General features: G+C 44.6%; 24 protein-coding genes, 11 tRNA genes and 2 rRNA genes. 9 read left to right on the forward strand and 28 right to left on the reverse strand.

Annotated features, from left to right (window positions below; translation table 11 throughout):
• The 5 genes from rrf (CWO08_RS19505) to CWO08_RS19525 all read left to right on the forward strand — a co-directional run.
• Positions 1-95: ribosomal RNA gene (rrf, locus tag CWO08_RS19505) — 5S ribosomal RNA — on the forward strand; the annotation flags it as partial.
• A 75-nt stretch (positions 96-170) separates the two neighbouring features.
• Positions 171-247, forward strand: a tRNA-Thr gene (locus CWO08_RS19510).
• Between the two features lie 42 nt (positions 248-289).
• Positions 290-405: ribosomal RNA gene (rrf, locus tag CWO08_RS19515) — 5S ribosomal RNA — on the forward strand.
• A 30-nt stretch (positions 406-435) separates the two neighbouring features.
• Positions 436-512, forward strand: a tRNA-Asp gene (locus tag CWO08_RS19520).
• 938 nt (positions 513-1,450) lie between these two features.
• Complete coding sequence (locus CWO08_RS19525) at positions 1,451-1,846, forward strand: DUF2391 family protein (protein ID WP_017060180.1); 396 nt, start codon at positions 1,451-1,453, stop codon at positions 1,844-1,846.
• A gap of 345 nt (positions 1,847-2,191) precedes the next feature.
• On the opposite strand, the gene CWO08_RS19530 is transcribed toward CWO08_RS19525, so the two are convergent.
• From CWO08_RS19530 to mutY, 13 genes are all read right to left on the reverse strand, one after another.
• Positions 2,192-2,267, reverse strand: a tRNA-Asn gene (locus tag CWO08_RS19530).
• A gap of 29 nt (positions 2,268-2,296) precedes the next feature.
• Positions 2,297-2,372 (reverse strand) — tRNA-Thr (locus CWO08_RS19535).
• A gap of 36 nt (positions 2,373-2,408) precedes the next feature.
• A tRNA-Asn gene (locus CWO08_RS19540) sits at positions 2,409-2,484 on the reverse strand.
• Between the two features lie 24 nt (positions 2,485-2,508).
• Positions 2,509-2,584: transfer RNA gene (locus CWO08_RS19545), tRNA-Thr, on the reverse strand.
• A gap of 56 nt (positions 2,585-2,640) precedes the next feature.
• Positions 2,641-2,716 (reverse strand) — tRNA-Phe (locus tag CWO08_RS19550).
• 235 nt (positions 2,717-2,951) lie between these two features.
• Positions 2,952-4,577 carry a methyl-accepting chemotaxis protein gene (locus tag CWO08_RS19555; RefSeq protein ID WP_102530121.1) on the reverse strand — a complete coding sequence of 542 codons (1,626 nt, stop codon included), beginning with the start codon at positions 4,575-4,577 and terminating at the stop codon, positions 2,952-2,954.
• Between the two features lie 394 nt (positions 4,578-4,971).
• Positions 4,972-5,047, reverse strand: a tRNA-Asn gene (locus CWO08_RS19560).
• A 56-nt stretch (positions 5,048-5,103) separates the two neighbouring features.
• Positions 5,104-5,179: transfer RNA gene (locus tag CWO08_RS19565), tRNA-Phe, on the reverse strand.
• Positions 5,180-5,186: 7 nt separating this feature from the next.
• Positions 5,187-5,262 (reverse strand) — tRNA-Thr (locus CWO08_RS19570).
• Between the two features lie 74 nt (positions 5,263-5,336).
• Positions 5,337-5,412: transfer RNA gene (locus CWO08_RS19575), tRNA-Phe, on the reverse strand.
• A gap of 103 nt (positions 5,413-5,515) precedes the next feature.
• A complete protein-coding gene (gene mltC / locus CWO08_RS19580) occupies positions 5,516-6,649 on the reverse strand; it encodes a membrane-bound lytic murein transglycosylase MltC (RefSeq protein WP_048659428.1) in 1,134 nt (377 codons plus the stop codon).
• A 69-nt stretch (positions 6,650-6,718) separates the two neighbouring features.
• Positions 6,719-6,991: an oxidative damage protection protein gene (locus CWO08_RS19585; protein WP_010435637.1), complete on the reverse strand. Its 273-nt coding sequence runs from the start codon at positions 6,989-6,991 to the stop codon at positions 6,719-6,721.
• Between the two features lie 28 nt (positions 6,992-7,019).
• Complete coding sequence (gene mutY / locus CWO08_RS19590) at positions 7,020-8,081, reverse strand: A/G-specific adenine glycosylase (protein ID WP_048659427.1); 1,062 nt, start codon at positions 8,079-8,081, stop codon at positions 7,020-7,022.
• Between the two features lie 165 nt (positions 8,082-8,246).
• Between mutY and trmB the strand changes: the two genes are divergently transcribed.
• Complete coding sequence (gene trmB / locus CWO08_RS19595; RefSeq protein WP_010435641.1) at positions 8,247-8,966, forward strand: tRNA (guanosine(46)-N7)-methyltransferase TrmB; 720 nt, start codon at positions 8,247-8,249, stop codon at positions 8,964-8,966.
• Between the two features lie 185 nt (positions 8,967-9,151).
• Positions 9,152-10,072, forward strand: a complete 921-nt coding sequence (glsB, locus tag CWO08_RS19600; protein ID WP_048668736.1) for a glutaminase B — start codon at positions 9,152-9,154, stop codon at positions 10,070-10,072.
• A gap of 111 nt (positions 10,073-10,183) precedes the next feature.
• On the opposite strand, the gene hemW is transcribed toward glsB, so the two are convergent.
• The 7 genes from hemW to CWO08_RS19635 all read right to left on the reverse strand — a co-directional run bounded on the left by hemW (position 10,184) and on the right by CWO08_RS19635 (position 15,030).
• Positions 10,184-11,371 carry a radical SAM family heme chaperone HemW gene (gene hemW, locus CWO08_RS19605; RefSeq protein WP_108020951.1) on the reverse strand — a complete coding sequence of 396 codons (1,188 nt, stop codon included), beginning with the start codon at positions 11,369-11,371 and terminating at the stop codon, positions 10,184-10,186.
• On the reverse strand, positions 11,371-11,970 hold the full coding sequence (locus CWO08_RS19610) for an XTP/dITP diphosphatase (protein WP_048668738.1): 600 nt from the start codon (positions 11,968-11,970) through the stop codon (positions 11,371-11,373). Before CWO08_RS19610 ends, hemW begins: the two co-directional genes overlap by 1 nt.
• A gap of 46 nt (positions 11,971-12,016) precedes the next feature.
• Positions 12,017-12,448 carry a DUF4426 domain-containing protein gene (locus tag CWO08_RS19615; protein WP_108020952.1) on the reverse strand — a complete coding sequence of 144 codons (432 nt, stop codon included), beginning with the start codon at positions 12,446-12,448 and terminating at the stop codon, positions 12,017-12,019.
• A gap of 28 nt (positions 12,449-12,476) precedes the next feature.
• The gene (gene yggU / locus CWO08_RS19620) at positions 12,477-12,767 is read right to left on the reverse strand and encodes a DUF167 family protein YggU (protein WP_009847703.1); all 291 of its coding nucleotides are present in this window, start codon (positions 12,765-12,767) and stop codon (positions 12,477-12,479) included.
• A 29-nt stretch (positions 12,768-12,796) separates the two neighbouring features.
• Positions 12,797-13,354 (reverse strand): YggT family protein, encoded by a 558-nt coding sequence (locus CWO08_RS19625; protein ID WP_017067798.1) that lies wholly within the window; start codon positions 13,352-13,354, stop codon positions 12,797-12,799.
• 76 nt (positions 13,355-13,430) lie between these two features.
• Complete coding sequence (gene proC, locus CWO08_RS19630; protein WP_108020953.1) at positions 13,431-14,249, reverse strand: pyrroline-5-carboxylate reductase; 819 nt, start codon at positions 14,247-14,249, stop codon at positions 13,431-13,433.
• Positions 14,250-14,325: 76 nt separating this feature from the next.
• Entirely contained in the window at positions 14,326-15,030 is a 705-nt protein-coding gene (locus CWO08_RS19635) for a YggS family pyridoxal phosphate-dependent enzyme (protein ID WP_108020954.1), read from the reverse strand.
• Positions 15,031-15,056: 26 nt separating this feature from the next.
• On the opposite strand from CWO08_RS19635, the gene CWO08_RS19640 reads away from it, so the two are divergent.
• Positions 15,057-16,094, forward strand: a complete 1,038-nt coding sequence (locus CWO08_RS19640) for a type IV pilus twitching motility protein PilT (protein WP_048659419.1) — start codon at positions 15,057-15,059, stop codon at positions 16,092-16,094.
• Positions 16,095-16,108: 14 nt separating this feature from the next.
• On the forward strand, positions 16,109-17,218 hold the full coding sequence (locus CWO08_RS19645) for a PilT/PilU family type 4a pilus ATPase (protein WP_108020955.1): 1,110 nt from the start codon (positions 16,109-16,111) through the stop codon (positions 17,216-17,218).
• Between the two features lie 69 nt (positions 17,219-17,287).
• Here CWO08_RS19645 and CWO08_RS24050 read toward each other — a convergent pair whose 3' ends face one another.
• The 8 genes from CWO08_RS24050 to CWO08_RS19680 all read right to left on the reverse strand — a co-directional run bounded on the left by CWO08_RS24050 (position 17,288) and on the right by CWO08_RS19680 (position 22,796).
• Positions 17,288-17,446, reverse strand: coding sequence for a hypothetical protein (locus CWO08_RS24050; protein WP_165886710.1), 159 nt, complete (start codon positions 17,444-17,446; stop codon positions 17,288-17,290).
• Positions 17,447-17,544: 98 nt separating this feature from the next.
• On the reverse strand, positions 17,545-17,967 hold the full coding sequence (ruvX, locus tag CWO08_RS19650; protein ID WP_048659417.1) for a Holliday junction resolvase RuvX: 423 nt from the start codon (positions 17,965-17,967) through the stop codon (positions 17,545-17,547).
• A gap of 55 nt (positions 17,968-18,022) precedes the next feature.
• The gene (locus tag CWO08_RS19655) at positions 18,023-18,586 is read right to left on the reverse strand and encodes a YqgE/AlgH family protein (protein WP_048611435.1); all 564 of its coding nucleotides are present in this window, start codon (positions 18,584-18,586) and stop codon (positions 18,023-18,025) included.
• 104 nt (positions 18,587-18,690) lie between these two features.
• Positions 18,691-19,641 carry a glutathione synthase gene (gene gshB / locus CWO08_RS19660; RefSeq protein ID WP_108020956.1) on the reverse strand — a complete coding sequence of 317 codons (951 nt, stop codon included), beginning with the start codon at positions 19,639-19,641 and terminating at the stop codon, positions 18,691-18,693.
• Between the two features lie 9 nt (positions 19,642-19,650).
• Entirely contained in the window at positions 19,651-20,382 is a 732-nt protein-coding gene (gene rsmE, locus CWO08_RS19665; protein WP_055319636.1) for a 16S rRNA (uracil(1498)-N(3))-methyltransferase, read from the reverse strand.
• Positions 20,383-20,534: 152 nt separating this feature from the next.
• Positions 20,535-21,266: an endonuclease gene (locus CWO08_RS19670; RefSeq protein WP_102321472.1), complete on the reverse strand. Its 732-nt coding sequence runs from the start codon at positions 21,264-21,266 to the stop codon at positions 20,535-20,537.
• Between the two features lie 151 nt (positions 21,267-21,417).
• Positions 21,418-21,918, reverse strand: a complete 501-nt coding sequence (locus CWO08_RS19675; protein ID WP_102321473.1) for a SprT family zinc-dependent metalloprotease — start codon at positions 21,916-21,918, stop codon at positions 21,418-21,420.
• An 80-nt stretch (positions 21,919-21,998) separates the two neighbouring features.
• The gene (locus CWO08_RS19680; protein WP_017067802.1) at positions 21,999-22,796 is read right to left on the reverse strand and encodes a DUF2189 domain-containing protein; all 798 of its coding nucleotides are present in this window, start codon (positions 22,794-22,796) and stop codon (positions 21,999-22,001) included.
• Positions 22,797-22,848: the final 52 nt, after the last annotated feature.

The raw sequence follows: 22,848 nt of genomic DNA on the forward strand, positions 1-22,848 counted from the left end.
GACCCACCTGATTCCATGCCGAACTCAGAAGTGAAACACAATAGCGCCGATGGTAGTGTGGGGCTTCCCCATGTGAGAGTAGGACATCGCCAAGCTCCAAATTTATTTTCACTTTTTTAAAAAGTGAAGACAAAAAGTTTTCAGAATCGTTTTTAAACGATATTTGAATTGCTGATATAGCTCAGCCCGGTAGAGCGCACCCTTGGTAAGGGTGAGGTCCCCAGTTCGAGTCTGGGTATCAGCACCACTATTTAGTTGATTTGATTCATCAAGTTAACAACAGAATTTGTTTGACGACCATAGCATTGTGGACCCACCTGATTCCATGCCGAACTCAGAAGTGAAACACAATAGCGCCGATGGTAGTGTGGGGCTTCCCCATGTGAGAGTAGGACATCGTCAGGCTCAAATTACTTTAAGCTGAATAGACACTGCGGAGTGGTAGTTCAGTTGGTTAGAATACCGGCCTGTCACGCCGGGGGTCGCGGGTTCGAGTCCCGTCCACTCCGCCACTTATTAGAAAGCCTAGTCTTACGACTAGGCTTTCGCCGTTTCTGGGTGTTGATAATTTGGTCTTTGACCAAGGAGTCCCGGTCGGCTACGACCCCAGTCACTCCATTACTTATAAGAAGCCTCGCTAGAAATAACGGGGCTTTTTTGCATCTAAATCATAGTGCTTCGCACGTCAGTCGAATAACTTGCACAAAAGACTTTCCTGTAGCCTACGTGTTACCCAAACCCAAACCCAAACCCTACGATTAGGGTGACATCATTTCTGACTCCAGTTGTGAGTTGGCACTAGCATGACTTCAAACGCGGCTGAGTGCTCAAACACTCGAGCTATACGACGTTGTAAGTTAGGTTCATGAGACTGTTCTAATCAGCATGCCCATTTCAATACCTGTGGCTCTATAAGCCTTACAACTCATCCTACGTGCCCTGCGTTTGTGGATGTTTGCTTTATCAAGTTCAAGTATTAGCTAACAGCCCTTCGTCTACGAAACCTGATTTCTGTTCAATCTATGAATCTAGAGGGTAGTTCTGATGTGTAATTAGGAATCCATCATGGATGTTTCTGCTAAGAACACTATAGCCCTTAATGAGTCGACTTAATGCATTAAGCTTAAACCACTATTAATTGTATTGATCACCCAACCGGATTGAGATTCTCTGGTTCTAAGTGTAGGTCCTTAGGGGATGTTTACCGGTCTCTCTTCGACTCTGATGTGTTTGTTGACTCGACATGAATCTGTTGTGTTGACCACTTTACTCTGAGCATATTGATTTCTTGCTGGTTAGTTCAAGCTATGTTTTGGCTATTGCGACTAATATGAAATTAGAAAGGTCATTACTGTTTACTTGGTAGGAAGAAAATCCCTCAAGCCATCGGCGGATAGTTTTGTGATTATTTTAAGAAATAGATAAAGCCTTAAACCTAGTGGGTCGAACTATGAAATTGAGTTTTAACTTTGAAGATGCGAGCCAGATCTTTGTGGGATCTTTTGCTTTGGCCGTGCCAATTTCTTTTTCTGAAGAGGCTTGGAAGTTAGGGGAGACTTTACCTACCGCTAATCTATTGCTGTTATTTTTACTGTCTGCGGTGTTCTTAGGCTTCTATACGTATGAGAGTGTCTTTCAAAAAGATGTTGTTGCACGGTTGCCGGTGTTTATTTTCAGAATAGTTATTGCTTATGTTATGACGGCATTGGTCGTTGCTTTGGTACTGACTTGCTTGGACAAATTACCTCTGTTGAGTGACCCAGTTGTATCGATCAAAAGAGTGATTGTTATTTCAATGCCAGCCTCTATGGGCGCTATTGTAGTGGATAGTTTTGATAAAGAGTGACTTGTGTATCATTTGGATTGAAGCGCCTTACAGAGTTTTTCTAGCGCTTATTTGATTTGTTATTTAGCTTTGTCATCTCTAGGCTTAGCATTGATTTGTTCAGCCGATCTTCTCAATAATAAAATGAGTAGTAACGTACTATGAGTGACTCTTACGTGAATGTGTCGTTTGTTGTTGGACGATTTTGAAGGGAGTTAAGTGGCGAAGATTTGTAGCTTTGGATGGATATAAAAACGGTTGGTTTTTGAATTGAATATGATATTTGAAATGTGAGGGTAGTTGTATTGAGAAGTTATGCATCTTTAGATGCAAAAAAGCCGCATCAATGATGCGGCTTTTTTTAATTGGCTCCCCTTGCAAGACTTGAACTTGCGACATACGGATTAACAGTCCGCCGTTCTACCAACTGAACTAAAGGGGAATTGATTGTTTAGTCTCTAATCAAGAGAATGGTGCCGACTACCGGAATCGAACTGGTGACCTACTGATTACAAGTCAGTTGCTCTACCTACTGAGCTAAGTCGGCATCATGAATCAAAAAGCTTATGCTTGATGATTAACTTGGCTCCCCTTGCAAGACTTGAACTTGCGACATACGGATTAACAGTCCGCCGTTCTACCAACTGAACTAAAGGGGAATTATTCTTAAAGCTTTAAAGAAATGGTGCCGACTACCGGAGTCGAACTGGTGACCTACTGATTACAAGTCAGTTGCTCTACCTACTGAGCTAAGTCGGCACATAATATTTCTTTGTGCTTTATTGTTGTTGTCTAGGACACCAACAAATAAATTGTGGTGCCCGGAGGCGGAATCGAACCACCGACACGAGGATTTTCAATCCTCTGCTCTACCGACTGAGCTATCCGGGCGACGAGGTGTATTAAACGTGTTTTCGCGTTCTGGGTCAACATTAAATTGCAAAAAAAGTATCGTTTGATGTTTTTCTATACTTAGTGGGTTGTTTTTGCTCGTTTGGGGTGAAAAACCTAGGTCTAGCATGCCCTAAAAGATAGTAAAACTACGGTTAACTACACTGAATGGGCGCCGAAATAAAAAAAGCACGTATGAAAACGTGCTTTTTTATTTAAAAATTTTCTAGGGAGTTTAGTGTTTTACTTCAAACCTATTAACCCAAGCTTCTAATTCGTTTGAAAGAGAGGCAAGAGTTTGGGTACTGCTATGACTTTCTGTTACGACATTGCTCAGTTGGTTACCGCTCTCTTCGATCATATTAATACGCTTCGATATATCATCGCTCACCTGAGTCTGCTCAGCGGCCGCAGTTGCGATTTGATGACTCATTGATGAAATGGACTCTAATGCGACAACAATCTGTTGTAGTGCTTCAGAGGCGTTTTGAGACTCTGTTACGGTACTTTCACTGGTCGCGGCACAAACTTCCATGGTTTGAATTGCGTTGCGAGATCCTTCTTGAAGGTTGTTAATCATTAATTGGATTTCTTTGGTGCTCGATTGTGTTCGGCCTGCAAGGTTACGAACCTCATCTGCTACAACCGCAAATCCACGACCTTGTTCGCCAGCTCGAGCTGCTTCAATGGCAGCGTTAAGTGCCAACAGGTTAGTTTGCTCCGCTATATCACCAATCACATCCAATACTTTCGCAATGTTGTTTACATCGTTATCTAGGTTAGCGACCGCTTCGCTTGCTGTGCCTAGTTGGCCAGCTAGGCCTTGAATGTTGTCCACTGTGTTGTGAATGAGTCGTTGGGTATGCTGGCTCTGTTTATCGGCCTCATCGGTGTTGCGCGCGGTATCGCTAGCTGAATCAGCGACATTATTAGCTGAAGAGGCCATTTCGGTCATTGCTGTCGCGATCATCTCTGTTGATTGTTGTTGGGTCTCTGTCAGTTGAGCAATTGACCCAGCACGGTCTTCTACGCGCTGCAGTTCTCCCCTTAATGCCAGCATTGAAGCGTCCAGGTTTGATACCAACTCAGCCAGTGACTTACTCATTTGTTGTACGGCGTGGTAAATACTGCCGTCTGTCGCCTGAGTTTCGAAAGAGGTTTGAATTCGACCTTGTGCTACGGCTTGTACAGCTTCTCTTACATCTTTAGGTTCGCCACCAAGAAGCGCTAGCATGCGTTTAATAGATACAATTAGGCTCGATAGAATAAGACCAGCAATCACGACACAAAGGAACAGCTGCCATTGAGCGGTAGACCAGAAACGAGCGTTAACTTCATTGAACCCGATACCTGTTCCGACAACCCAGCCCCAATGTGGTGTTTTCTCTGCTATAGACAGTTTTTCTTCAATCGTTCCATCTGGCAGTTTTTGTGTCCAGGTGTACTCAATGATCTGCCCAGTACGATTACCAAGTACTCTTTGGATTAGCTGACCAACACTATTCCCGTTGCCATCTTTAAAGTCGTTAAAGCTGGTTCCGTGTAATTGAGGATCTAATGGTGTCGCGACAAACGTCATGTTCTCATCGGCTACGTAAACATATTCATTATCTTTATAGATGTTGTTACGTAGAAGGCGAGTAGCTAGTTGCTTAGCTTGCTCTTCTTCTAGAGTGCCATCAATCGCCATTTTTTCGACTTCAGTAAGGATGCTGTATGCACTCTTAAATAGCTCGGTCACGCGAGCTTTGTTGTCCATGTTGCTCGCGACTCTCAATGTCCATAAACCAGTAGCGGTCAGTGCTAGCAGGGCGATCAAGATGATGCCCGATAATAAGTAAGCTTGCGTTTTTAGTTTCATGTTTCCCCGCGCAGCGATTCAATAATTAGTATTAGGTATAGTTCATCGAATCTTAATCTAAGTCGTGTATGGCAGATATTAGAAAGATATCAAAACATGATAGAGATTAAATTTTCGAAGAAAAAAAAGTAATGAAATGGAATTCTGTTTGTTTTGATGTGACGGTTTACGGAGTTAAGGTGGGGAAGGGGATTTCTGGGATTAGTTGGTTCTGTTGGAATAGAGGTTCTTTATAGAACTTAGAATCAACTGCTGTAGTGAAGGTACTAGAAGGATATAACTCAACTTATCGAGACTGATTAAGAGTTGCGTTGAGCTGATGTGTCTATTGAATAGAGTTTGTTTTTGTTCAAACGAAAAAAAGCCAAGTCTTTCGACTTGGCTTTCTTGAATGTGGCTCCCCTTGCAAGACTTGAACTTGCGACATACGGATTAACAGTCCGCCGTTCTACCAACTGAACTAAAGGGGAATTATTTGTTTCAACATCAGGTCTATAAAGACCATTATTTGTTAAGCACCAAATAATGGTGCCTCGAGGCGGAATCGAACCACCGACACGCGGATTTTCAATCCGCTGCTCTACCGACTGAGCTATCGAGGCAAAAGAATGGTGCCGACTACCGGAGTCGAACTGGTGACCTACTGATTACAAGTCAGTTGCTCTACCTACTGAGCTAAGTCGGCACACTAAATTCTTTATGCTTTCGTCCGTGCTACCACTCCCTGTTAAAGAGTGTTGACACCAACAAATCAAATTGTGGTGCCCGGAGGCGGAATCGAACCACCGACACGAGGATTTTCAATCCTCTGCTCTACCGACTGAGCTATCCGGGCAACGGAGCGCTATTAAACGGATTTTCTGCATAACCGTCAACACCTTTTTTGAAAATAATTAAAAAAAACGTTCGTTAGTTGTTTTTTTATTCAAAAGTGAGGCTTACGTTTTACCTTGGTTAAAATCTTTCTTGAATTTTGTTACTTTTTCTAAGTATCGGCGCGACTCTTTGTTTGGGTGTTTCTTAGTAAGAGCCCAGTACGCTTGGCTAGGTTGCAGCGAGTTTAAGTCTCGCATTGCTCGTTTTCTGTCCTTACTGAAGGTGTTGAGCACGCCACCCGTGCCGCCGTTGTATGCTGAAATCATACTGTATTCGAGCGTTGTCGGATGTTTTACGTCTTTCAAATAACGATTTTTAAGGATGTAAAAATATGCGGTGCCAGCATCAATGTTGTTTTCTGGATTGAATAAATACTCTGGGCTGGGCTCTCCAGGCTTGTTCTTTACTAGTTTAAAGACATCTCGACCTGCGGTTTTAGGCACCACTTGCATCAGACCGTATGCATTTGCCCAACTCACCGCGTATGGGTTGAAACTACTCTCTGTCTTGATTATTGCGTAGATCAAGTCTTCAGGAATGTCGTAACGCTGAGATGCTCGTCGAACGATGTCGGCGTATTGGTAACTACGCTGGCTAGCGTGATCGGCTACCATTGGGATCTCAACGTAATAGGCTTTTTTAAAGTCGACTTCTTTGGTTTTTAGGTTGTTAGCGATCAGGTAATCCGCGAATTGGTTAGCGCGCCATGTCCATTGAATGGGCTTTTTATCTTGGTCTACAACTTGATTATAGAGGAAAGGTTTGCCTTCTAACTTGATGCTTTTGGAAGAGAATAGATCGACATGCGCCGGATCATCAGGCGTCAAAAGCGTTGTCATGATCGCGTTTTTGAGGTGTTTTTTAGGCTCAGTAGAGGAGACGGTTTCTACCGTTATGAGGCCTTCGCTAAAGTTTACTTCTGAACGGCTTAGGTAATTATCTATGTATTTCACATAGTTACTTTTACCGGCCATCTTTACTTCACTGCTGCCCCAGCGCTTTTGGATATTGCCAGAAAAGCTATTAATCAAAGAGTCTAGTGCTCCGGTGTCTTTTTCAAACTGACCGGGTAGCTCTGCCAAATTGCTTACAAATCGGTTGGTCGGCTCATAATTAACATCATAAATGCTTTCGACAAATTCACGGCTGCAGCCAGTTAATAACATGGCTGTTAGGAAGTAACTTAGCTTTTTCATAGTTCCTCATACAAAAATGACATCGCAGCGTTAACCATGATGTCATTAAAAATTGCTTAAATAAATGTCTTATTCGCTTGGTGGAGTATAGCCATCAATTACGACATCTTTACCTTCGAAAAGGAAGTTAACCATCTCAGTTTCAAGAAGTTTACGATGTTCAGGATCCATCATGTTTAGCTTCTTTTCATTGATCAGCATTGTTTGCTTGCTTTGCCATTGTCCCCAAGCTTCTTTAGACACGTTGTCAAAGATACGTTTACCTAAGTCACCTGGGTAAAGTTGAAAATCTAGGCCTTCAGCATCTTTTTGAAGGCGAGCACAAAATACAGTGCGGCTCATAGTGGTTCCTCTTATGGCGTTCGTTGATTCAAACGGCGTCGTTCAGTTCAAAGGGTAGGCTCTCAATAAGCTGCTTTACAGGAGCGGCTAGGCCAATTTCTTCCGGTTTTGATAAGTTATACCAGAGACCTTTAGTCCCTTCCATTATCAAATCTGGTTGTTTATCTAATTTCACTAATACTGGCGTGATATCTAAGTGGTAGTGGCTGAAAGTATGTCGAAACGCAATCATGGTCTCGATTGAATCGGTTTCACTGTCTTTGATCGAGCGAAGATCTAACTGATGTTCGATCTCTGCATTTTCATTTTGAGGGAAACAGAATAGCCCTCCCCAGATACCAGATTGAGGGCGTTGTTCGAGCCATACTTGATTGTTGTGGTACAGAATCACAAACCATGTTTCTTTTACTGGTTTTTCTTTCTTAGGTTTCTTACCTGGAAAGTCGAGTTGTTTATCAAGTTTCTTGGCTTCACACATGCTTTCAATCGGGCACAACGCACATTTAGGCTTGCTACGGGTGCAAACCATCGCGCCCATATCCATCATTGCTTGATTGTACTTATCGACATCTTTCTTCGGTGTGTGTGCTTCGGCGTGTTCCCAGAGCTGGTTCTCGACTTTCTTTTGTCCTGGCCAACCTTCAACGGCAAAGCTTCTCGCAAGTGTTCGTTTTACATTGCCATCAAGAATCGCATGAGGAAGTTTGTGAACCGAAGACAGCACTGCAGCTGCCGTCGAGCGACCTATGCCCGGTAGCGCGTTCATCTCTTCGATAGAAAGCGGAAATTCACCACCATATTGCTCAGCAACGATCTTGGCTGCTTTATGTAGATTGCGAGCTCGTGCGTAGTAACCAAGCCCTGTCCATAAGTGCAGAACCTCATCTTGTTCGGCGTTCGCTAGGTCGATAACCGTTGGAAAGCGTTCTAAGAATCGCTGGTAGTATGGAATCACCGTGGCGACTTGAGTCTGCTGAAGCATAATTTCAGATAGCCAAACGGTGTAGGCGGTTTTGTTTTGTTGCCAAGGTAATTCTTTACGCCCGTAGGCGTCATACCACTTTAATATGGCGGTTGCGAAAGGAGTCACGACATGCTCTATGCTTTGCTATTATTAGAAGCGAAATTGCACCACACTTAACGTTGGATGTAAAACAGACAAATTGTGTGGGAATTTATCCACGGAAAGACTTGCACCGAAGGCAATTCTTTGGATAATCCCCGCTTTGATTAATCAATGTGCAGGCAAAAATCAATGAGTGAAGTGACCACTAACGAATATACTGAAGACGGCAAACTGGTTCGTAAGATCCGTAGTTTTGTTCGCCGCGAAGGCCGCTTAACAAAAGGCCAAGAAAACGCGATGAATGAATGTTGGCCAACAATGGGTATCGACTACAACCCAGAGCTTCTTAACTGGAAAGAAGTATTTGGCAACGATAACCCAGTTGTACTAGAAATTGGCTTCGGTATGGGTGCATCACTGGTTGAAATGGCAAAGAACGCACCTGAGAAAAACTTCTTAGGTATTGAAGTTCACAGCCCAGGTGTTGGTGCTTGTTTAGGTACAGCGCGTGATGCTGGCGTAACTAACCTGCGTGTAATGTGTCACGATGCAGTAGAAGTATTTGAACACATGATTCCAGATAGCAGCCTGCATACACTGCAACTGTTCTTCCCTGACCCATGGCACAAAGCTCGTCACCACAAACGTCGTATCGTTAAGGCTGAGTTTGCAGAAATGGTTCGCGGTAAGCTTCAACTTGATACTGGTATTTTCCACATGGCAACAGACTGGGAAAACTACGCAGAGCACATGATTGAAGTGATGAACGTTGCTCCAGGCTTCGAGAATATCGCTGAAGATGGTGATTACATTCCTCGCCCAGATGAGCGTCCACTGACTAAATTTGAAGCTCGTGGCCACCGTCTTGGTCATGGTGTTTGGGATATTAAGTACAAGCGTACTAAGTAATTCTCGAGCACAACAAGTGAAGGTAAACCTGCTTTAGGTTAAACCTTACACTTTGTGGGATTGATTAAAGCCAACATTATTGTAATGTTGGCTTTTTTGTCCTTAGGCTTTTATTGCGATAAAGGTTTAAGGACAGAAAGTAATGTTAGAACCCTACAAAAATAACAATATAGAAGTAAGCATACATGAAACCAACTCAAGCTATTTTAGCCGAGATTTTAGACGAAGTTCGTCCCCTAATTGGTCAGGGAAAGGTTGCTGATTATATCCCTGCATTGGCTCGCGTATCGAACCAGAAACTGGCGATTGCGGTATACACCAATGAAGGTGAGGTGATTCAAGCGGGTGATGCAGAGGAAGCCTTTTCTGTGCAATCCATCTCTAAAGCCTTGAGCCTGACATTAGCTATGGTGTTATACAAGCCTGAAGAGATTTGGCAACGCGTAGGCAAAGAGCCTTCTGGCCAAGCCTTTAACTCTATGATTCAGCTTGAGATGGAGCATGGGATTCCCCGTAACCCGTTCATTAATGCGGGCGCAATTGTCGTTGCAGACCTACTACAAAGCCGCTTATCTGCGCCTAGACACCGCTTATTGGAGTTTGTGCGTCAGTTGTCGGGCGACACCCATATAGTCTATGACAAGATAGTAGCGGCTTCAGAAATGATGCACAGCGATCGTAATGCGGCTATCGCTTACTTGATGCGTTCATTTGGTAACTTTGAAAATGATGTTATCCCTGTTTTGAATAACTACTTTCATGCCTGTGCGCTTAAAATGACGTGTGTGGACTTGGCAAAAACCTTTAGCTATTTGGCAAACAAAGGTGTGTCGGTTCAAACCAAGAAAGAGATCATCACGCCAGTTCAAACCAAGCAGTTGAATGCTTTGCTTGCGACATGCGGTTTGTATGATGGGGCTGGTGAGTTTGCTTACCGTGTTGGGATGCCAGGTAAATCGGGTGTGGGTGGCGGTATTATCGCTATCGTTCCTGGCGAAATGACTATTGCGGTGTGGTCTCCAGAGCTTGACCCTTCTGGTAACTCTTTAGCAGGTACTAAGGCGCTAGAGTTGCTTTCTGAGCGAATTGGTCGTTCTATTTTCTAAGAGAAAGATGCGAGCACGGACTTCGTCCTGTAGAACGCTTCGCTCCAAGAGGGGGCTATAAAATAAAAAGGGTTGGCCCTAAAACCAACCCTTACACAATATCTCTCGAATCTATTCGTCCTCTTCTGCCATAAAAGCTTCCAGCAAATCGTTGAGGAATAGCTTCCCTTTTTCTGTTATCTGCCAGTGAGTGTCGGTTTCATTCAAGTAGCCTAGCTCTTTTGCCCATTCAATAGTTTCTTGAATCGAGTCAAAACCAAGCCCAGTCGTATCGATAAAATCTTGCTTTGGACATGCTTCCATTAGCCTAAAGCGGTTCATGAAGAACTCAAAAGGGCGGTCTTCATTGGGCACTTCAAATTCGTCTGATAGATAAGGCTTCACCATGTTCTGGTACGCTGCTAGGTAGCCTCTAGGATGCTTAACCTTAGTGGTGCGAACAATGCGCCCATCAGCAAAGCTCAGCTTGCCATGAGAGCCACAGCCAATACCTAAGTAGTCACCGAAGCGCCAGTAGTTGAGGTTATGTTGGCATTGATATCCAGGCTTGCTGTAGCCTGAGATTTCGTACTGTACATACCCTGCGTCTGCGAGCTTCTTATGGCCTAGGTCGAATATATCCCAAAGGTCATCATCGTCAGGTAGCTTTGGCGTTTTATAATAGAACATGGTGTTAGGTTCTATTGTTAGCTGATACCAAGATAAATGCGGAGGATCGAGCTCGATCGCTTTGTCTAAATCAGACAGTGCCTGATCAATGCTCTGATCGGGTAAGCCGTGCATTAAGTCTAGATTGAAGCTATTCAATTCAATTTTATGCGCTAAATGAGCGGCATTCACAGCTTCGTCTTGACCATGAATACGCCCAAGTCTTTCAAGCTTATCTTGCTCAAAACTTTGCACACCCACCGAGATTCGACTCACTCCTGCCTTTTGGTAACCTGCAAAACGCTCAGCTTCGATAGTTCCCGGGTTGGCTTCCATGGTGATTTCTATTTCAGGTTTGAACGGAATACGTTGCTCAATACCTTGTAGTAACCGCCCGATGCCTTCAGGAGAGAATAAACTCGGAGTTCCTCCACCTATAAAGATTGAGTGCAATGGACGAGGCATACCATTGAGCTGATATTTTTCGATATCGGTATCGAGATCCTCAAGCAGTGCATCGATGTACTCTTTCTCTGGGATCTCGGCTTTGCGGGCGTGAGAGTTAAAATCACAATACGGACACTTTTGTACACACCATGGGATGTGGACATAGAGGCTAAGTGCGGGTGGTATTAGCGCTGCATTGTGCATTACAGAGCTTGCTCCTTGAGAGTCTTTAATAGTGACGCAAGCGCTTTACCACGGTGTGATAGTTGCTTCTTACGTGAAGATTCAAGCTCTGCTGATGCGCAGTTATCTTCTGGAACAAAGAATACGGGATCGTAGCCAAAGCCATTCTCACCATGTTCTTCGGTAAGGATGCGACCTTCCCATTTCCCGTGACACACTAGAGGTGTTGGATCATTCTCGTGACGCATTAGCACCAACACACAGTGGAAACGCGCAGTACGCTTTTCAGTTTCGACACCTTGCATCGCGTTTAGCAATTTTTCGATGTTCTGTTTATCGGTTGCCCCTTCACCTGAGTAACGCGCTGAGTAGATGCCCGGAGCACCATTTAAGTAATCAACCTCTAAACCTGAGTCGTCAGCAATCGCTGGCTGTCCTGTTTCTTTCGCGGCGTGGCGAGCTTTGATGATGGCATTTTCAATGAAAGTTGTCCCCGTTTCAGCGACTTCTGAAACGTTAAATTCACTTTGTGCGACCACGTCAAAGCCAAACTCAGACAGAATATCTGCCATCTCGCGAACTTTACCTTGGTTGCCTGTTGCTAAAACAATCTTGCTCATGGGAATGTGACTCTAATAAGTGAATAAATGAAAAGTAAGGGATAGCTTACTCTTCTATATAGAATTTCTGTGTGAAGCGCAGTGGGCCAGTGCCTTTCAAGCCTGCGTTAACATCGATGTTAAAGGTGATGTTCTCTTCGTGAGTTACAGGGAACTCAGCAAGGTAATAAATCGCATCACCTTCTTTGATTTCTCGAAACTTCAAAGTTCGGGTGTTTCCAACGAGGTTCTTCGTTGTTCCCGTAATTTTAGCCGTTGTAGCAGGCTTGCCTAGGGAAGCCTTGTCTAACACGCTGATGTTGAGGATTGCTGAGTATCCATTTCGCTTAAGTTTGTATTGCTTAGCGACTTGCGCAGTTAGAAACGTGGAATTAAAAGCCGAGTAGTGAACCTCGACATCTTTGATGTTTTTAAACTGCCCTGCCCAACTAGGTAGGGCAATAAGAGCAGTGAGTAGTGCTGTAATCCATAGACGCATAGTGACTCCAATAAATAGCAAAAAGCCATCATAGGATGGCTTTGACTTCAGTTGGGATTTGGCTTGGCGAGCATATTCGAACTTGCTTATGCCGACCGAGCTCTCCCTTCTCTATCTTAATTTGCCCTTTTGCGACCTTAAACTGTTTCGCTAAGTATTTCGCTAAATGGGCATTGGCTTTGCCATCTACCGGTGGGGCGGTAATGGCAATTTTTAGTTCCTCACCATGCAAGCCAACAATTTTGTCTCGGCTTGCTTTAGGTTGGATATAGAGCCTAAGAAGAATATCGTCTTCCTCGGCCCAAACCGCTTTTGGCATCGTCAAAGTACCTGATGTTTGTACTTGAATTATAGCTGATACCAAATAGGACCAATCATGTCGCCCATTAGGAAGTTCGCAAATTGCAGAACAATGAACAGAACCAGTACGCTTAGGTCGAAACCACCCATGTCCGGAAGGATACGGCGGATAGGCACTAACATTGGTTCAGTCAGTTGATGGAATACGTACTCGATTGGGCTACGACCTTGGCTTACCCAGCTTAGGATTGCACGGATAAGTAGAACCCAGAAAATTAAACCACCAGCCGCTTTGAGCAGAGACAGTGCACCAAAGATTAGGAAGCTAATATCGAAAACGGCAGCGCCGCCAGAGATAATCAGGTTTAGCGCAACGAACTTAAGTACACACAGCACATAAGCAAAAACAACCGTCGCAAGATCAAGGCTGCCGATTGACGGAATAACTCGGCGTAGTGGGGCAACAACCGGTTGTGTCGCTTTTACGATGAATTGTGAGAATGGATTGTAGAAATCTGCACGTGATGCTTGTAGCCAGATACGCAAGATCACAACCATGATGTAAAGATCAAAAACAGTCGAGATCAGAAAGCTCATCGAGTTCATATTGTTTCCTTTTTCGGATTTACTTGCCGCTTAGATATAACCTGAGCGGCAAAATGCTTGTTTACCTTGATTGGTACTAAAACAGTTTTTCCATCTCTTCAGCTCGAGCAACCGCCGCTTGCATGGCTTTGGCTACGATGTCTGATAGTTGATGTTCATTAAACGTGCGTAGTGCTTCTGCGGTCGTGCCGCCTTTTGATGTCACTTGTTCACGCAGTGTTGATAATTCAGTCTCTTGGTTTGCTACCACCATCTCTGCCGCGCCTAACGCAGACTGCTGAACTAATTTACGAGCGGTTTCTTGGTCGAAGCCTTGGTTGACTGCTTCTGCTTGCATCGCTTCCATAAACAGGAAGAAGTAAGCCGGAGCACTACCCGCCGCCGCAATAATGTTATTGATACCAGACTCTTGCTCAACCCAGCTTACTTCACCTACAGCTTGCATCAGCTGAGAAGCAAAGTCTTTATCATCTTGGCTAACGGTTGAATCGGCATAAAGACCGCTCATCCCCTTCCCAAGTAGTGATGGCGTGTTTGGCATCACACGAACAAGGTTTAGCTGGCAGTTTAACATCTCATTGAGTCGATTCGCATTAATACCCGCGGCAATTGAGATAACCAGTTTGTTGCTGAAGTCGATATCTTGTAAGGGCTTACATACATCAGCCATCATTTGTGGCTTCACGGATAACACAACAACGTCTGCTTGCTCTGCTGCTGCAATATTATCGCTGGTGGTATTGATGCCGTATTCTTGTTCTAACGGCAACCTTCTGGTTTCTGAAGGTGCGGTTGCCGTAATCTTTTGCGTTGGGTAACCACTCGCGACTAAGCCCGCTACAATTGAGCGAACCATGTTTCCCGCCCCAATAAAGGCGATGTTCTTATGTTCCATATATAAAATCCTGAGCGTGTCGCTGCGCGGATAAGGCGAAGCGGTATCAATACTTGTCGTTGGTTAGCTACTACGGCTATTTCGCGTAATCACGAGCGCCGAAAATAGCCGTTCCAATACGAACCATTGTGCTGCCAGCCTCAACTGCTGCATCCATATCACCACTCATTCCCATCGAAAGGGTATCAATGTCTGAATACTTCGCGGATAACTTATCTTTAAGCTCTGCCAGTTGAGAGAAAGCATTAAGCTGTGATTGATAGTCAGAGACGTTTGCAGGAATCGACATCAATCCTCTTAAGGTGAGGTTAGGGAGCGACGAAATCAACTCCGCAAGTGCAAAAACTGTCTCTTCTGAGGTTCCTGACTTGGACTCTTCACCACTGGTGTTTACCTGAATCAGCACCTGTAGAGGTGGAAGTTCGCTTGGACGTTGATCATTAAGTCTTTGTGCGATCTTATCGCGATCAACGGAATGTACCCATTGGAAGCTTTCCGCAATTGGACGAGTTTTATTGGACTGAATTGGACCAATAAAATGCCACTCTAAATTTAGGTTAGAATGTTGTTCTGAAAAGTGTTTTACTTTATCAACACCTTCTTGAACATAGTTTTCACCAAAGGCAACTTGGCCTCCGAGTGCGGCTTCTAGAATCGCATCAATAGGTTTAGTTTTGCTGACTGCTAAAAGTTGCACGGACTCTGGAGCTCGTCCGCACTTTTGCTCAGCACTACGAATCTGTGAGGTGATTTGTTCGATATTTTGTTGAATACTACTCATAGCTGACTTTACTTAAGGGAAAATAAATGGATATCACTGAGTTACTAGATTTTAGTGTAAAGCATAACGCGTCAGATCTACATCTTTCTGCGGGTGTATCTCCAATGGTACGTATAGATGGTGAAGTAAGGAAGCTTGGAATACCAGCTTTGAGTCATGCTGATGTGCACCGTTTAGTTTTTGAGATCATGAGCGACTCGCAGCGCGGCGAGTTCGAGGAAAAACTGGAAGTCGACTTCTCTTTTGAATTACCCAATGTTGGTCGCTTCCGTGTTAACGCTTTTAACCAAGCTCGTGGTTGCTCAGCTGTCTTTCGAACTATCCCTGTAGAGATCCCAACTTTAGATCAACTAGGTGCGCCTGAAATCTTTGAAAAGATTGCCAACTACGAAAAAGGTTTAGTGCTCGTTACTGGCCCAACTGGCTCTGGTAAATCAACGACCCTTGCGGCGATGGTTGATTACGTAAACCGTAACCACAACAAACATATCCTGACGATCGAAGACCCGATTGAATTCGTTCACACCAACAATAAATGCCTTGTTAATCAGCGTGAGGTCCATCGTGATACTCACAGCTTTAAAGCGGCGCTGCGCAGCGCGTTACGTGAAGACCCAGATGTTATCCTTGTTGGTGAGCTTCGTGACCAAGAGACGATCAGCTTAGCGCTAACCGCAGCGGAAACCGGTCACTTGGTTTTTGGTACCCTACATACCAGCTCTGCAGCAAAAACGATTGACCGTATCATTGATGTTTTCCCTGGTAGCGATAAAGACATGGTGCGTTCAATGCTGTCTGAATCGTTACGATCGGTGATTGCACAGAAGCTGCTAAAACGTGTAGGGGGTGGTCGTGTGGCTTGCCATGAAATCATGATGGCGACACCAGCGATTAGAAACTTGATTCGTGAAGACAAGGTCGCTCAGATGTATTCGATCATTCAAACGGGCGCAGCACATGGCATGCAAACCATGGAGCAAAACGCGAAGCAGCTGATGGCTCAAGGCTTGGTTGACTCGGAAGAGGTTGAGAAAAAAATCGAAATTGAAACCTCAATGTTTTAATCAAGGTGCACATAATGGAATTGAATCAAATCCTTGAGGGAATGCTGTCTCAAAAAGCGTCCGATCTTTATATCACCGTCGATGCGCCTGTCTTGTTCCGTGTCGATGGTGAACTACGACCGCAAGGCGAGAAGCTGAATTCGGTTCAGATCGCTCAACTACTTGATGCGATGATGGATCAAGACCGACGTGATGAATATCAGCAAACGCGTGAGGCTAATTTTGCCATAGTGCGTGACTTTGGGCGTTTTCGTGTCAGTGCATTCTTTCAACGAGAGCTACCTGGAGCGGTCATTCGACGTATCGAGACTAACATCCCAACCTTTGAGCAATTAAAGCTTCCAGATGTACTGCAGGACCTTTCAATCGCTAAGCGCGGACTTGTGTTGGTGGTTGGGGCGACAGGCTCTGGTAAATCGACCTCAATGGCTGCGATGACTGGTTATCGCAATACCAACCGCTCGGGGCATATCTTGACGGTTGAAGACCCAATTGAATTCGTTCACGAACATAAAAAATGTATCGTGACTCAACGTGAAGTTGGGCTCGACACCGAGAGCTATGAAGTCGCACTTAAGAACTCGTTACGTCAAGCGCCAGACATGATCTTGATTGGCGAAATCCGTAGCCGTGAAACCATGGAATACGCGATGACCTTTGCTGAAACGGGTCACTTGTGTATGGCAACTTTGCACGCCAATAACGCTAACCAAGCGTTAGAACGTATTCTCCACTTGGTACCGAAGGAACAAAAAGAGCAGTTCTTGTTTGATTTGTCGATGAACTTGCGTGGTGTGGTGGCTCAGCAATTAATCAGAGATAAGAATGGCAGCGGTCGCCATGGTGTGTTTGAGATTCTACTCAACAGCCCTCGTGTGTCTGACTTGATTCGTCGTGGTGAACTACATGAACTGAAAGCAACCATGGCAAAATCAAAAGAGATTGGTATGCAGACCTTTGACCAAGCTTTATATGATTTAGTTGTAGCAGGCAAGATCAGCGAAGAGGATGCGTTTCACAGTGCTGACTCTGCTAATGACTTACGTTTGATGCTAAAAACCAGACGTGGCGATGATGACTACGGGACTGGTGCTTTGGCCGGGGTAAAGATAGACATGGGTTAGGTTGAATGCCTAGTGTCTGGTGCCAATAAAAAACCCGCTGAGATGCGGGTTTTTTGTAAAGTGAATAAATTAGTGATTAGCAAAACGGTTGTTGTCGTTCGAGTAGCCACGCTCTTTCTCTAATTTAATTTTAGTTGGATATTGTTCGCCAGTGTAACCCGCTGAACCACCCATTGAACTGCATGCTGAAATGGTTAGAGCGGTGAAGATTGCTAGAAAAATTTTCATTTGAACTCCCACGTTCTGATTTTGAATTGCATCGACATTACGGCGTGAAATTCGTGTGGGATCACAAATTAGTTCAAATTTTGCTCACTTAATTTTCGTTACGAATATTGCGCTTCAAACCAGCTCTCTAAAATGACGACTGCAGACTGGTTATCTACATTGCCTTTACTTAATGCTTTATAGCCACCCATGTCAAAAAGATCGGCTCTTGCTTCTGCAGTCGATAGCCTCTCATCATGCAGTTCAACATCAACACCAAAGCGCCCTTTAAGGCGGTTAGCGAACTTCTTCGCTCTAGGTGTGATGGTGGCTAGATCTTTGCCATGAAGGTCGGTAGGAAGGCCAACCACAATCAGGTTCGGTTGCCACTCCTTAATTTGCTTTTCGATATCGTCCCAGTTAGGAATTCCGTCTTTGGCTTTAAAGGCTTTCAGTGGGCTTGCTGTGCCTGTGATTTCTTGTCCTATCGCACTGCCGATACTTTTTGTACCGTAGTCAAATGCCATAATTGTTCGTGACATGGGGGTTCCAAATTTATCTGTGTTTGAGAGTGTCTGTTTATTTAGCTGATTTGAGCTAGGCGTGACCAGCGTCTGCTGAAAGCTGAGCCGCATTAATGCCTAACATCTGCACGGCGACTTTCCAGCGGTCAGAAATCGGTGTATCGAAGATGACCTTTGGATCGGCTTCAACGGTTAACCATGAGTTCTCGGTAAGTTCGGTTTCTAGTTGTCCCGGTTCCCATCCTGCATACCCAAGTGCGACTAAATAATTCATCGGCTCATCTTCTGTGCCCAACACCATCAAGATATCTTTTGAGGTAGTCACTGAGATTTGATCTGTCATGTTGATGCTGGATTGATAGCTGCCTTTAGGTTTGTGCAAAATAAACCCACGGTCTTCTGCGACCGGCCCACCGTTCAATACTGGCTTATCAAGACTTGCTTGGTTGGATTTCGGCTGCTCAGAATCAACCTCAACTTGTTTAAGCATGCTTCCGACAGTGACATCGATAGGGGCGTTGATCATTAAGCCCATCGCACCTTCGTCGTTGTGCTCACAAAGGTAAATTACCGAATTTTGAAAGTAGGGATCTTTCATTCCGGGCATAGCAACCAGAAAGTGGTTCGTTAAATTCATAGAGCCTCCTGCCAGTGTGTTCCCAGTAAAGGAAAAAGAGCGGCGTGAAGCCGCTCATTGATTCTGTGCCGTTTGCGAATAGCTAAGGCTTTCTTTAGTTTAGGCTATTTAGCGTTAACGCGACGCTCGATTGCGTCCATTAATTTACCTGTTACCGAAATATCAAAAGCAGCTTCAATTTCACGGATACAAGTAGGGCTGGTCACGTTAATTTCTGTCAGCTTGTCGCCGATAACATCCAGTCCGACAAAGATTAAGCCTTTTTCTTTTAGTGAAGGAGCCACTGATCGTGCAATAGCCCAGTCTGTTTCACTTAATGGACGAGCTTCACCTGTACCGCCAGCGGCTAGGTTGCCGCGTGTTTCGCCTTTAGCTGGAATACGAGCTAGGCAGTAAGGCATTGGCTCACCGTCAACCACAAGAATACGCTTATCACCATTGCTGATGTCAGGAACAAAGGTTTGTGCCATTGCGTAGTTTTGACCATGGTTGGTCAGCGTTTCAATGATCACCGATACGTTTGGATCGCCTTCCTTCACGCGGAAGATAGACGCACCACCCATACCATCAAGTGGTTTTAGGATCACGTCACCATGCTTCTCACGAAACTCTTTAATCTTTTCAGCTTTACGAGTCACGATGGTAGTTGGTGTTAGCTCTGGGAACCAAGCCGTGAACAACTTTTCGTTACAGTCACGTAGGCTTTGTGGCTTGTTTACGATCAGTGCGCCGTTTTCTTCAGCACGCTCAAGAATGTAGGTCGCGTAAATGTATTCAGTATCAAACGGAGGATCTTTACGCATCAATACTGCATCTAAATCAGATAGCGCGATAGTCTGTTCTGACTTGAATTCATACCAACCGTTTGGGTCTTCCTTTAGTTCTACAACCTTAGTGTCAGCAATGGCTACGCCTTGATCTAAGTGTAGATCATCCATTTCCATGTAATGGATTTCGTAACCACGACGCTGAGCTTCAAGCATCATGGCAAAGCTAGAGTCTTTTTTGATGTTAATGGATGAAATTGGATCCATTACGATGCCAAGTTTGATCATTTTTTTCTCCTAGCCTAGATCGCCAAAACGGACTTGTAAGGCAGTAATTGCGGTTAGAGCAGCTGTTTCGGTACGAAGTACACGTGGGCCGAGTAGCGTCTCTTCAAATTTGTATTGCTCTGTCATGCCGATTTCTTCAGCCGACAAGCCACCTTCAGGACCAATCAATAGGCGTACCTTGCTGATAGGTTCTGGAAGGGTGTTAATTGAGTACTTTGCTCGAGGGTGCAGGTTTAGCTTTAGTGCTTCGCTTGGTTCGCTGCACCATTCTTCAAGCTGCATAATTGGACGAATGACTGGAACCGTATTACGGCCACACTGTTCACACGCCGCGATAGCAATCTTTTGCCACTGTGCGAGTTTTTTCTCAAAGCGTTTTGTATCAAGTTTAACGCCACATCGCTCTGAAATTAGAGGGGTAATGGTGTTCACACCAAGCTCAACCGATTTCTGAATGGTGAACTCCATTTTGTCACCACGTGAAATCACTTGGCCTAAATGTAAGTCTAACGGAGATTCGCTGCTGCGCTCGATGCGTTCAGAAACATTAACGGTGACATTTTTCTTTGACACTTCAGTGATTGTCGCTGGAAATTCAGCACCACTGCCATCAAATAGAAGGACTTCTTGGCCTTCTTTCATGCGAAGGACACGACCAACATGACCCGCGGCATCTTCGCCTAAAGCGAGTGAACCTAACTGATGAATGCGTTCTGGGTGATGGATACGAGGGATTCTCATGCTGGTAAACCTATAAATATGTTCATTTGGGTATTTTGTCTCTGCCTAACATGGATGCTTTTGGTTGAAAAAACAAGGGTAGAGCAAGAGTTTCAGGGGCAATTCTGAAACTCTTGTTTGAGATAGTTGGAATGTTGATTGTACGAGTGACGTTATTTACAAGCAGGGTAAACAAATGGGTTGTGATTTCCTTGGATGGCATAGATTCGCTCATCCCGAGTACATTCCCACTTGTCGACAGGAAATTGCTTGTTCCACGCCATCATCAGGTTGGTTTGCTGCTTAGATAGCTTGAAGCCATACTCTTGGCTCATGTAAAGGTAGGTACGCGCGATAGAGCCTTTTGCTCTGTCTGGCGGCATCACCTTACGCTGCTTGAAGTTGACCTGCATTTCGCACTGACCATAGCTCACGCCATCCATTCCATTCCACTGGCTGAAGTTGTAGTTCGAACGGTCACCATTTACTTCACCGATAGCTGGCGTTAGGTTGTGGAGATCGGCTTCCATGGACTTGAATACTTTGTCATTGCGAGTGCAGTTCTTGCGCCCGCCATCTTGCCAGCACTGACGCTGGTGGCCGAATTGCCAAGCTGGAACCACGTGTTCCCACTCAATTCGACTCGCTCGCTTTTGTTGTTTTCGGACTTGATAACCACAGCCGTCAAGGTCGGGAATCCCTTTCTTTTTGTCCTTCCATGTAATGTCACAACCACAATAAAATGAAGTCGGGTGGTCGAGATAAATCTTCACCGCTTCTCTTTTTGCTTTGGAGAATGAGCTCAGTGGTGCGGCGAAAACGCTTTGGGTTACCAGTAGGCCAAATACTATTGATAAGTAAAAAGACACAGGTAGGCCAAATGCTTTGATGGTGAGTTTTTGCATAGAAAAAGACTGATAAAAGTATGATAAACATCAGTCTAGCACTCAAAGGATGAGTTTCTCCATTACATTTCTATCATCAACTTAATCGAGTGTTGCTTTCTGAAATAAAAAGGATGGGGTTACCAAATCGAATAGGTGCGAGTCTAGGACTTTAGCTGAGCTGTGTGCCTGTGAAGGATAAGGTTTGATAGCACAGCTGGCAGCGATAGGTCGATTGATTTCGAAGCACTTTATTGTGTCGTCTGATTGATAATGGGTAAGTGGTGCACTCACATCGATATTCAAAGGTTTTCCCTTGAACTGAAGCTATTTCAAAGCTGTGAGTTGTTTTGGCTGGAACGTTGAATACCTTTTCCATCACGTATTTCCACTCGTTTCCGTGAGGCCTAACACGTCCGAAAACCTGATGCGTGATTAGGTGTGCTAGCTCATGCGGCACAACTTCGTTGATGAAGGCGTCTTCATTTTCAGAAAATAGTACGTGGTTGAGCTTAATTTCGTTGAGCTGAAGGTAGGCCTTTCCCGCTGCTTTACCTCTTAACTTGAAGGTGATAGTTGGGTGTGGAAATTCACGAGAGAAATGTTGATTTGCGATAGCTAGGCACTCGGCCAATTTCTTATTTGCTCGATGTTGTTGCGGGGTGTAAGACAAACGTTGTTAACTCCAAATAAAAGACCTCAGCGTTTAAGCCAAGGCCTCATCATAACATTGCTTTTTGATCTAGCGATGCTTTACACGTGATGTTTTTTCTTAATGATCTCGTGATAAGCGTGCCATGTACCATAACCAAGTAGCGGCATGGTGACGATCATTCCGATGCCGTAGGTGGCAAAACCCACCAGAATACCGGCACAAATAATACTTGCCCAAACCACCATTGCAGGAATGTTCGATTTCACGGCATTAAAGCTAGTGAAAATTGCGCTCATCACATCAACGCGTCTCTCCATCATTAACGGAATTGAAAATGCTGAGATGCTAAATATGAGGCTTGCGATAACAAAACCAATCACAGAACCCGTAATTAAGAAGGGAGCGAACTCAGCCAATGGTGCGCCTTGCACTGAAGGGTAGAGCGCGTGCAATAACGCAGCGATACGCATCCAGAATATCATCGCAACCATCAACACAATCGCAAAGGCCCATTGGTGGGTGGAGTTGCGAGTGATGGCTTTCATTGAGTGGAGTAGGCTGGCGTTATGGCCTTTTTCTCTTTCCCAAGCTGCGTCATACAAGCCTAGGGCAAGAAACGGCCCTATCAGCATGTACACGATCAGGCTTGGCATCACGACTAAGTGTGTTCCTTGCCATTGGACAAGTTGAACAATCGCAATTGCTGCTCCCATAAAGCACAATCCGTAAAATGCGCTGATTAATGGCATTCTTACTAAGTCATGCAGAGCAAGCGACAACCAATGAAAGGGTGCGGAAATACTGATTTGGTTGCAAGGAATGGTGCGAGCGTAATCCTTATCGCTGACCTTGTGTTTTTTATCGTTCAGTTCGGATGGGTGCGCGGTACGAGGCATAGATCCCCCTAGTTAAATAACGTCCTAGTTATAATTCCATAAGGCTCATCGA

This window comes from Vibrio sp. 10N.286.48.B8 (assembly GCF_003050085.1).
GTDB classification, from domain to species: Bacteria; Pseudomonadota; Gammaproteobacteria; order Enterobacterales; family Vibrionaceae; genus Vibrio; species Vibrio crassostreae.

What these genes read in the sequence shown, in the direction of transcription:
- trmB (WP_010435641.1), top strand. Translation starts at nt 8,247, where the DNA reads ATGAGTGAAGTGACCACTAACGAATATACTGAAGACGGCAAACTGGTT.
- proC (WP_108020953.1), bottom strand. Translation starts at nt 14,249, where the DNA reads ATGGAACATAAGAACATCGCCTTTATTGGGGCGGGAAACATGGTTCGC.
- CWO08_RS19645 (WP_108020955.1), top strand. Translation starts at nt 16,109, where the DNA reads ATGGAATTGAATCAAATCCTTGAGGGAATGCTGTCTCAAAAAGCGTCC.
- yggU (WP_009847703.1), bottom strand. Translation starts at nt 12,767, where the DNA reads ATGCCAAAAGCGGTTTGGGCCGAGGAAGACGATATTCTTCTTAGGCTC.
- CWO08_RS19525 (WP_017060180.1), top strand. Translation starts at nt 1,451, where the DNA reads ATGAAATTGAGTTTTAACTTTGAAGATGCGAGCCAGATCTTTGTGGGA.
- rsmE (WP_055319636.1), bottom strand. Translation starts at nt 20,382, where the DNA reads ATGAGAATCCCTCGTATCCATCACCCAGAACGCATTCATCAGTTAGGT.
- CWO08_RS19585 (WP_010435637.1), bottom strand. Translation starts at nt 6,991, where the DNA reads ATGAGCCGCACTGTATTTTGTGCTCGCCTTCAAAAAGATGCTGAAGGC.
- glsB (WP_048668736.1), top strand. Translation starts at nt 9,152, where the DNA reads ATGAAACCAACTCAAGCTATTTTAGCCGAGATTTTAGACGAAGTTCGT.
- CWO08_RS19555 (WP_102530121.1), bottom strand. Translation starts at nt 4,577, where the DNA reads ATGAAACTAAAAACGCAAGCTTACTTATTATCGGGCATCATCTTGATC.
- CWO08_RS19635 (WP_108020954.1), bottom strand. Translation starts at nt 15,030, where the DNA reads ATGAGTAGTATTCAACAAAATATCGAACAAATCACCTCACAGATTCGT.
- mltC (WP_048659428.1), bottom strand. Translation starts at nt 6,649, where the DNA reads ATGAAAAAGCTAAGTTACTTCCTAACAGCCATGTTATTAACTGGCTGC.
- ruvX (WP_048659417.1), bottom strand. Translation starts at nt 17,967, where the DNA reads ATGTCACGAACAATTATGGCATTTGACTACGGTACAAAAAGTATCGGC.
- CWO08_RS19680 (WP_017067802.1), bottom strand. Translation starts at nt 22,796, where the DNA reads ATGCCTCGTACCGCGCACCCATCCGAACTGAACGATAAAAAACACAAG.
- CWO08_RS24050 (WP_165886710.1), bottom strand. Translation starts at nt 17,446, where the DNA reads ATGAAAATTTTTCTAGCAATCTTCACCGCTCTAACCATTTCAGCATGC.
- CWO08_RS19640 (WP_048659419.1), top strand. Translation starts at nt 15,057, where the DNA reads ATGGATATCACTGAGTTACTAGATTTTAGTGTAAAGCATAACGCGTCA.
- CWO08_RS19655 (WP_048611435.1), bottom strand. Translation starts at nt 18,586, where the DNA reads ATGAATTTAACGAACCACTTTCTGGTTGCTATGCCCGGAATGAAAGAT.
- CWO08_RS19670 (WP_102321472.1), bottom strand. Translation starts at nt 21,266, where the DNA reads ATGCAAAAACTCACCATCAAAGCATTTGGCCTACCTGTGTCTTTTTAC.
- gshB (WP_108020956.1), bottom strand. Translation starts at nt 19,641, where the DNA reads ATGATCAAACTTGGCATCGTAATGGATCCAATTTCATCCATTAACATC.
- CWO08_RS19625 (WP_017067798.1), bottom strand. Translation starts at nt 13,354, where the DNA reads ATGAACTCGATGAGCTTTCTGATCTCGACTGTTTTTGATCTTTACATC.
- hemW (WP_108020951.1), bottom strand. Translation starts at nt 11,371, where the DNA reads ATGCACAATGCAGCGCTAATACCACCCGCACTTAGCCTCTATGTCCAC.
- CWO08_RS19610 (WP_048668738.1), bottom strand. Translation starts at nt 11,970, where the DNA reads ATGAGCAAGATTGTTTTAGCAACAGGCAACCAAGGTAAAGTTCGCGAG.
- CWO08_RS19615 (WP_108020952.1), bottom strand. Translation starts at nt 12,448, where the DNA reads ATGCGTCTATGGATTACAGCACTACTCACTGCTCTTATTGCCCTACCT.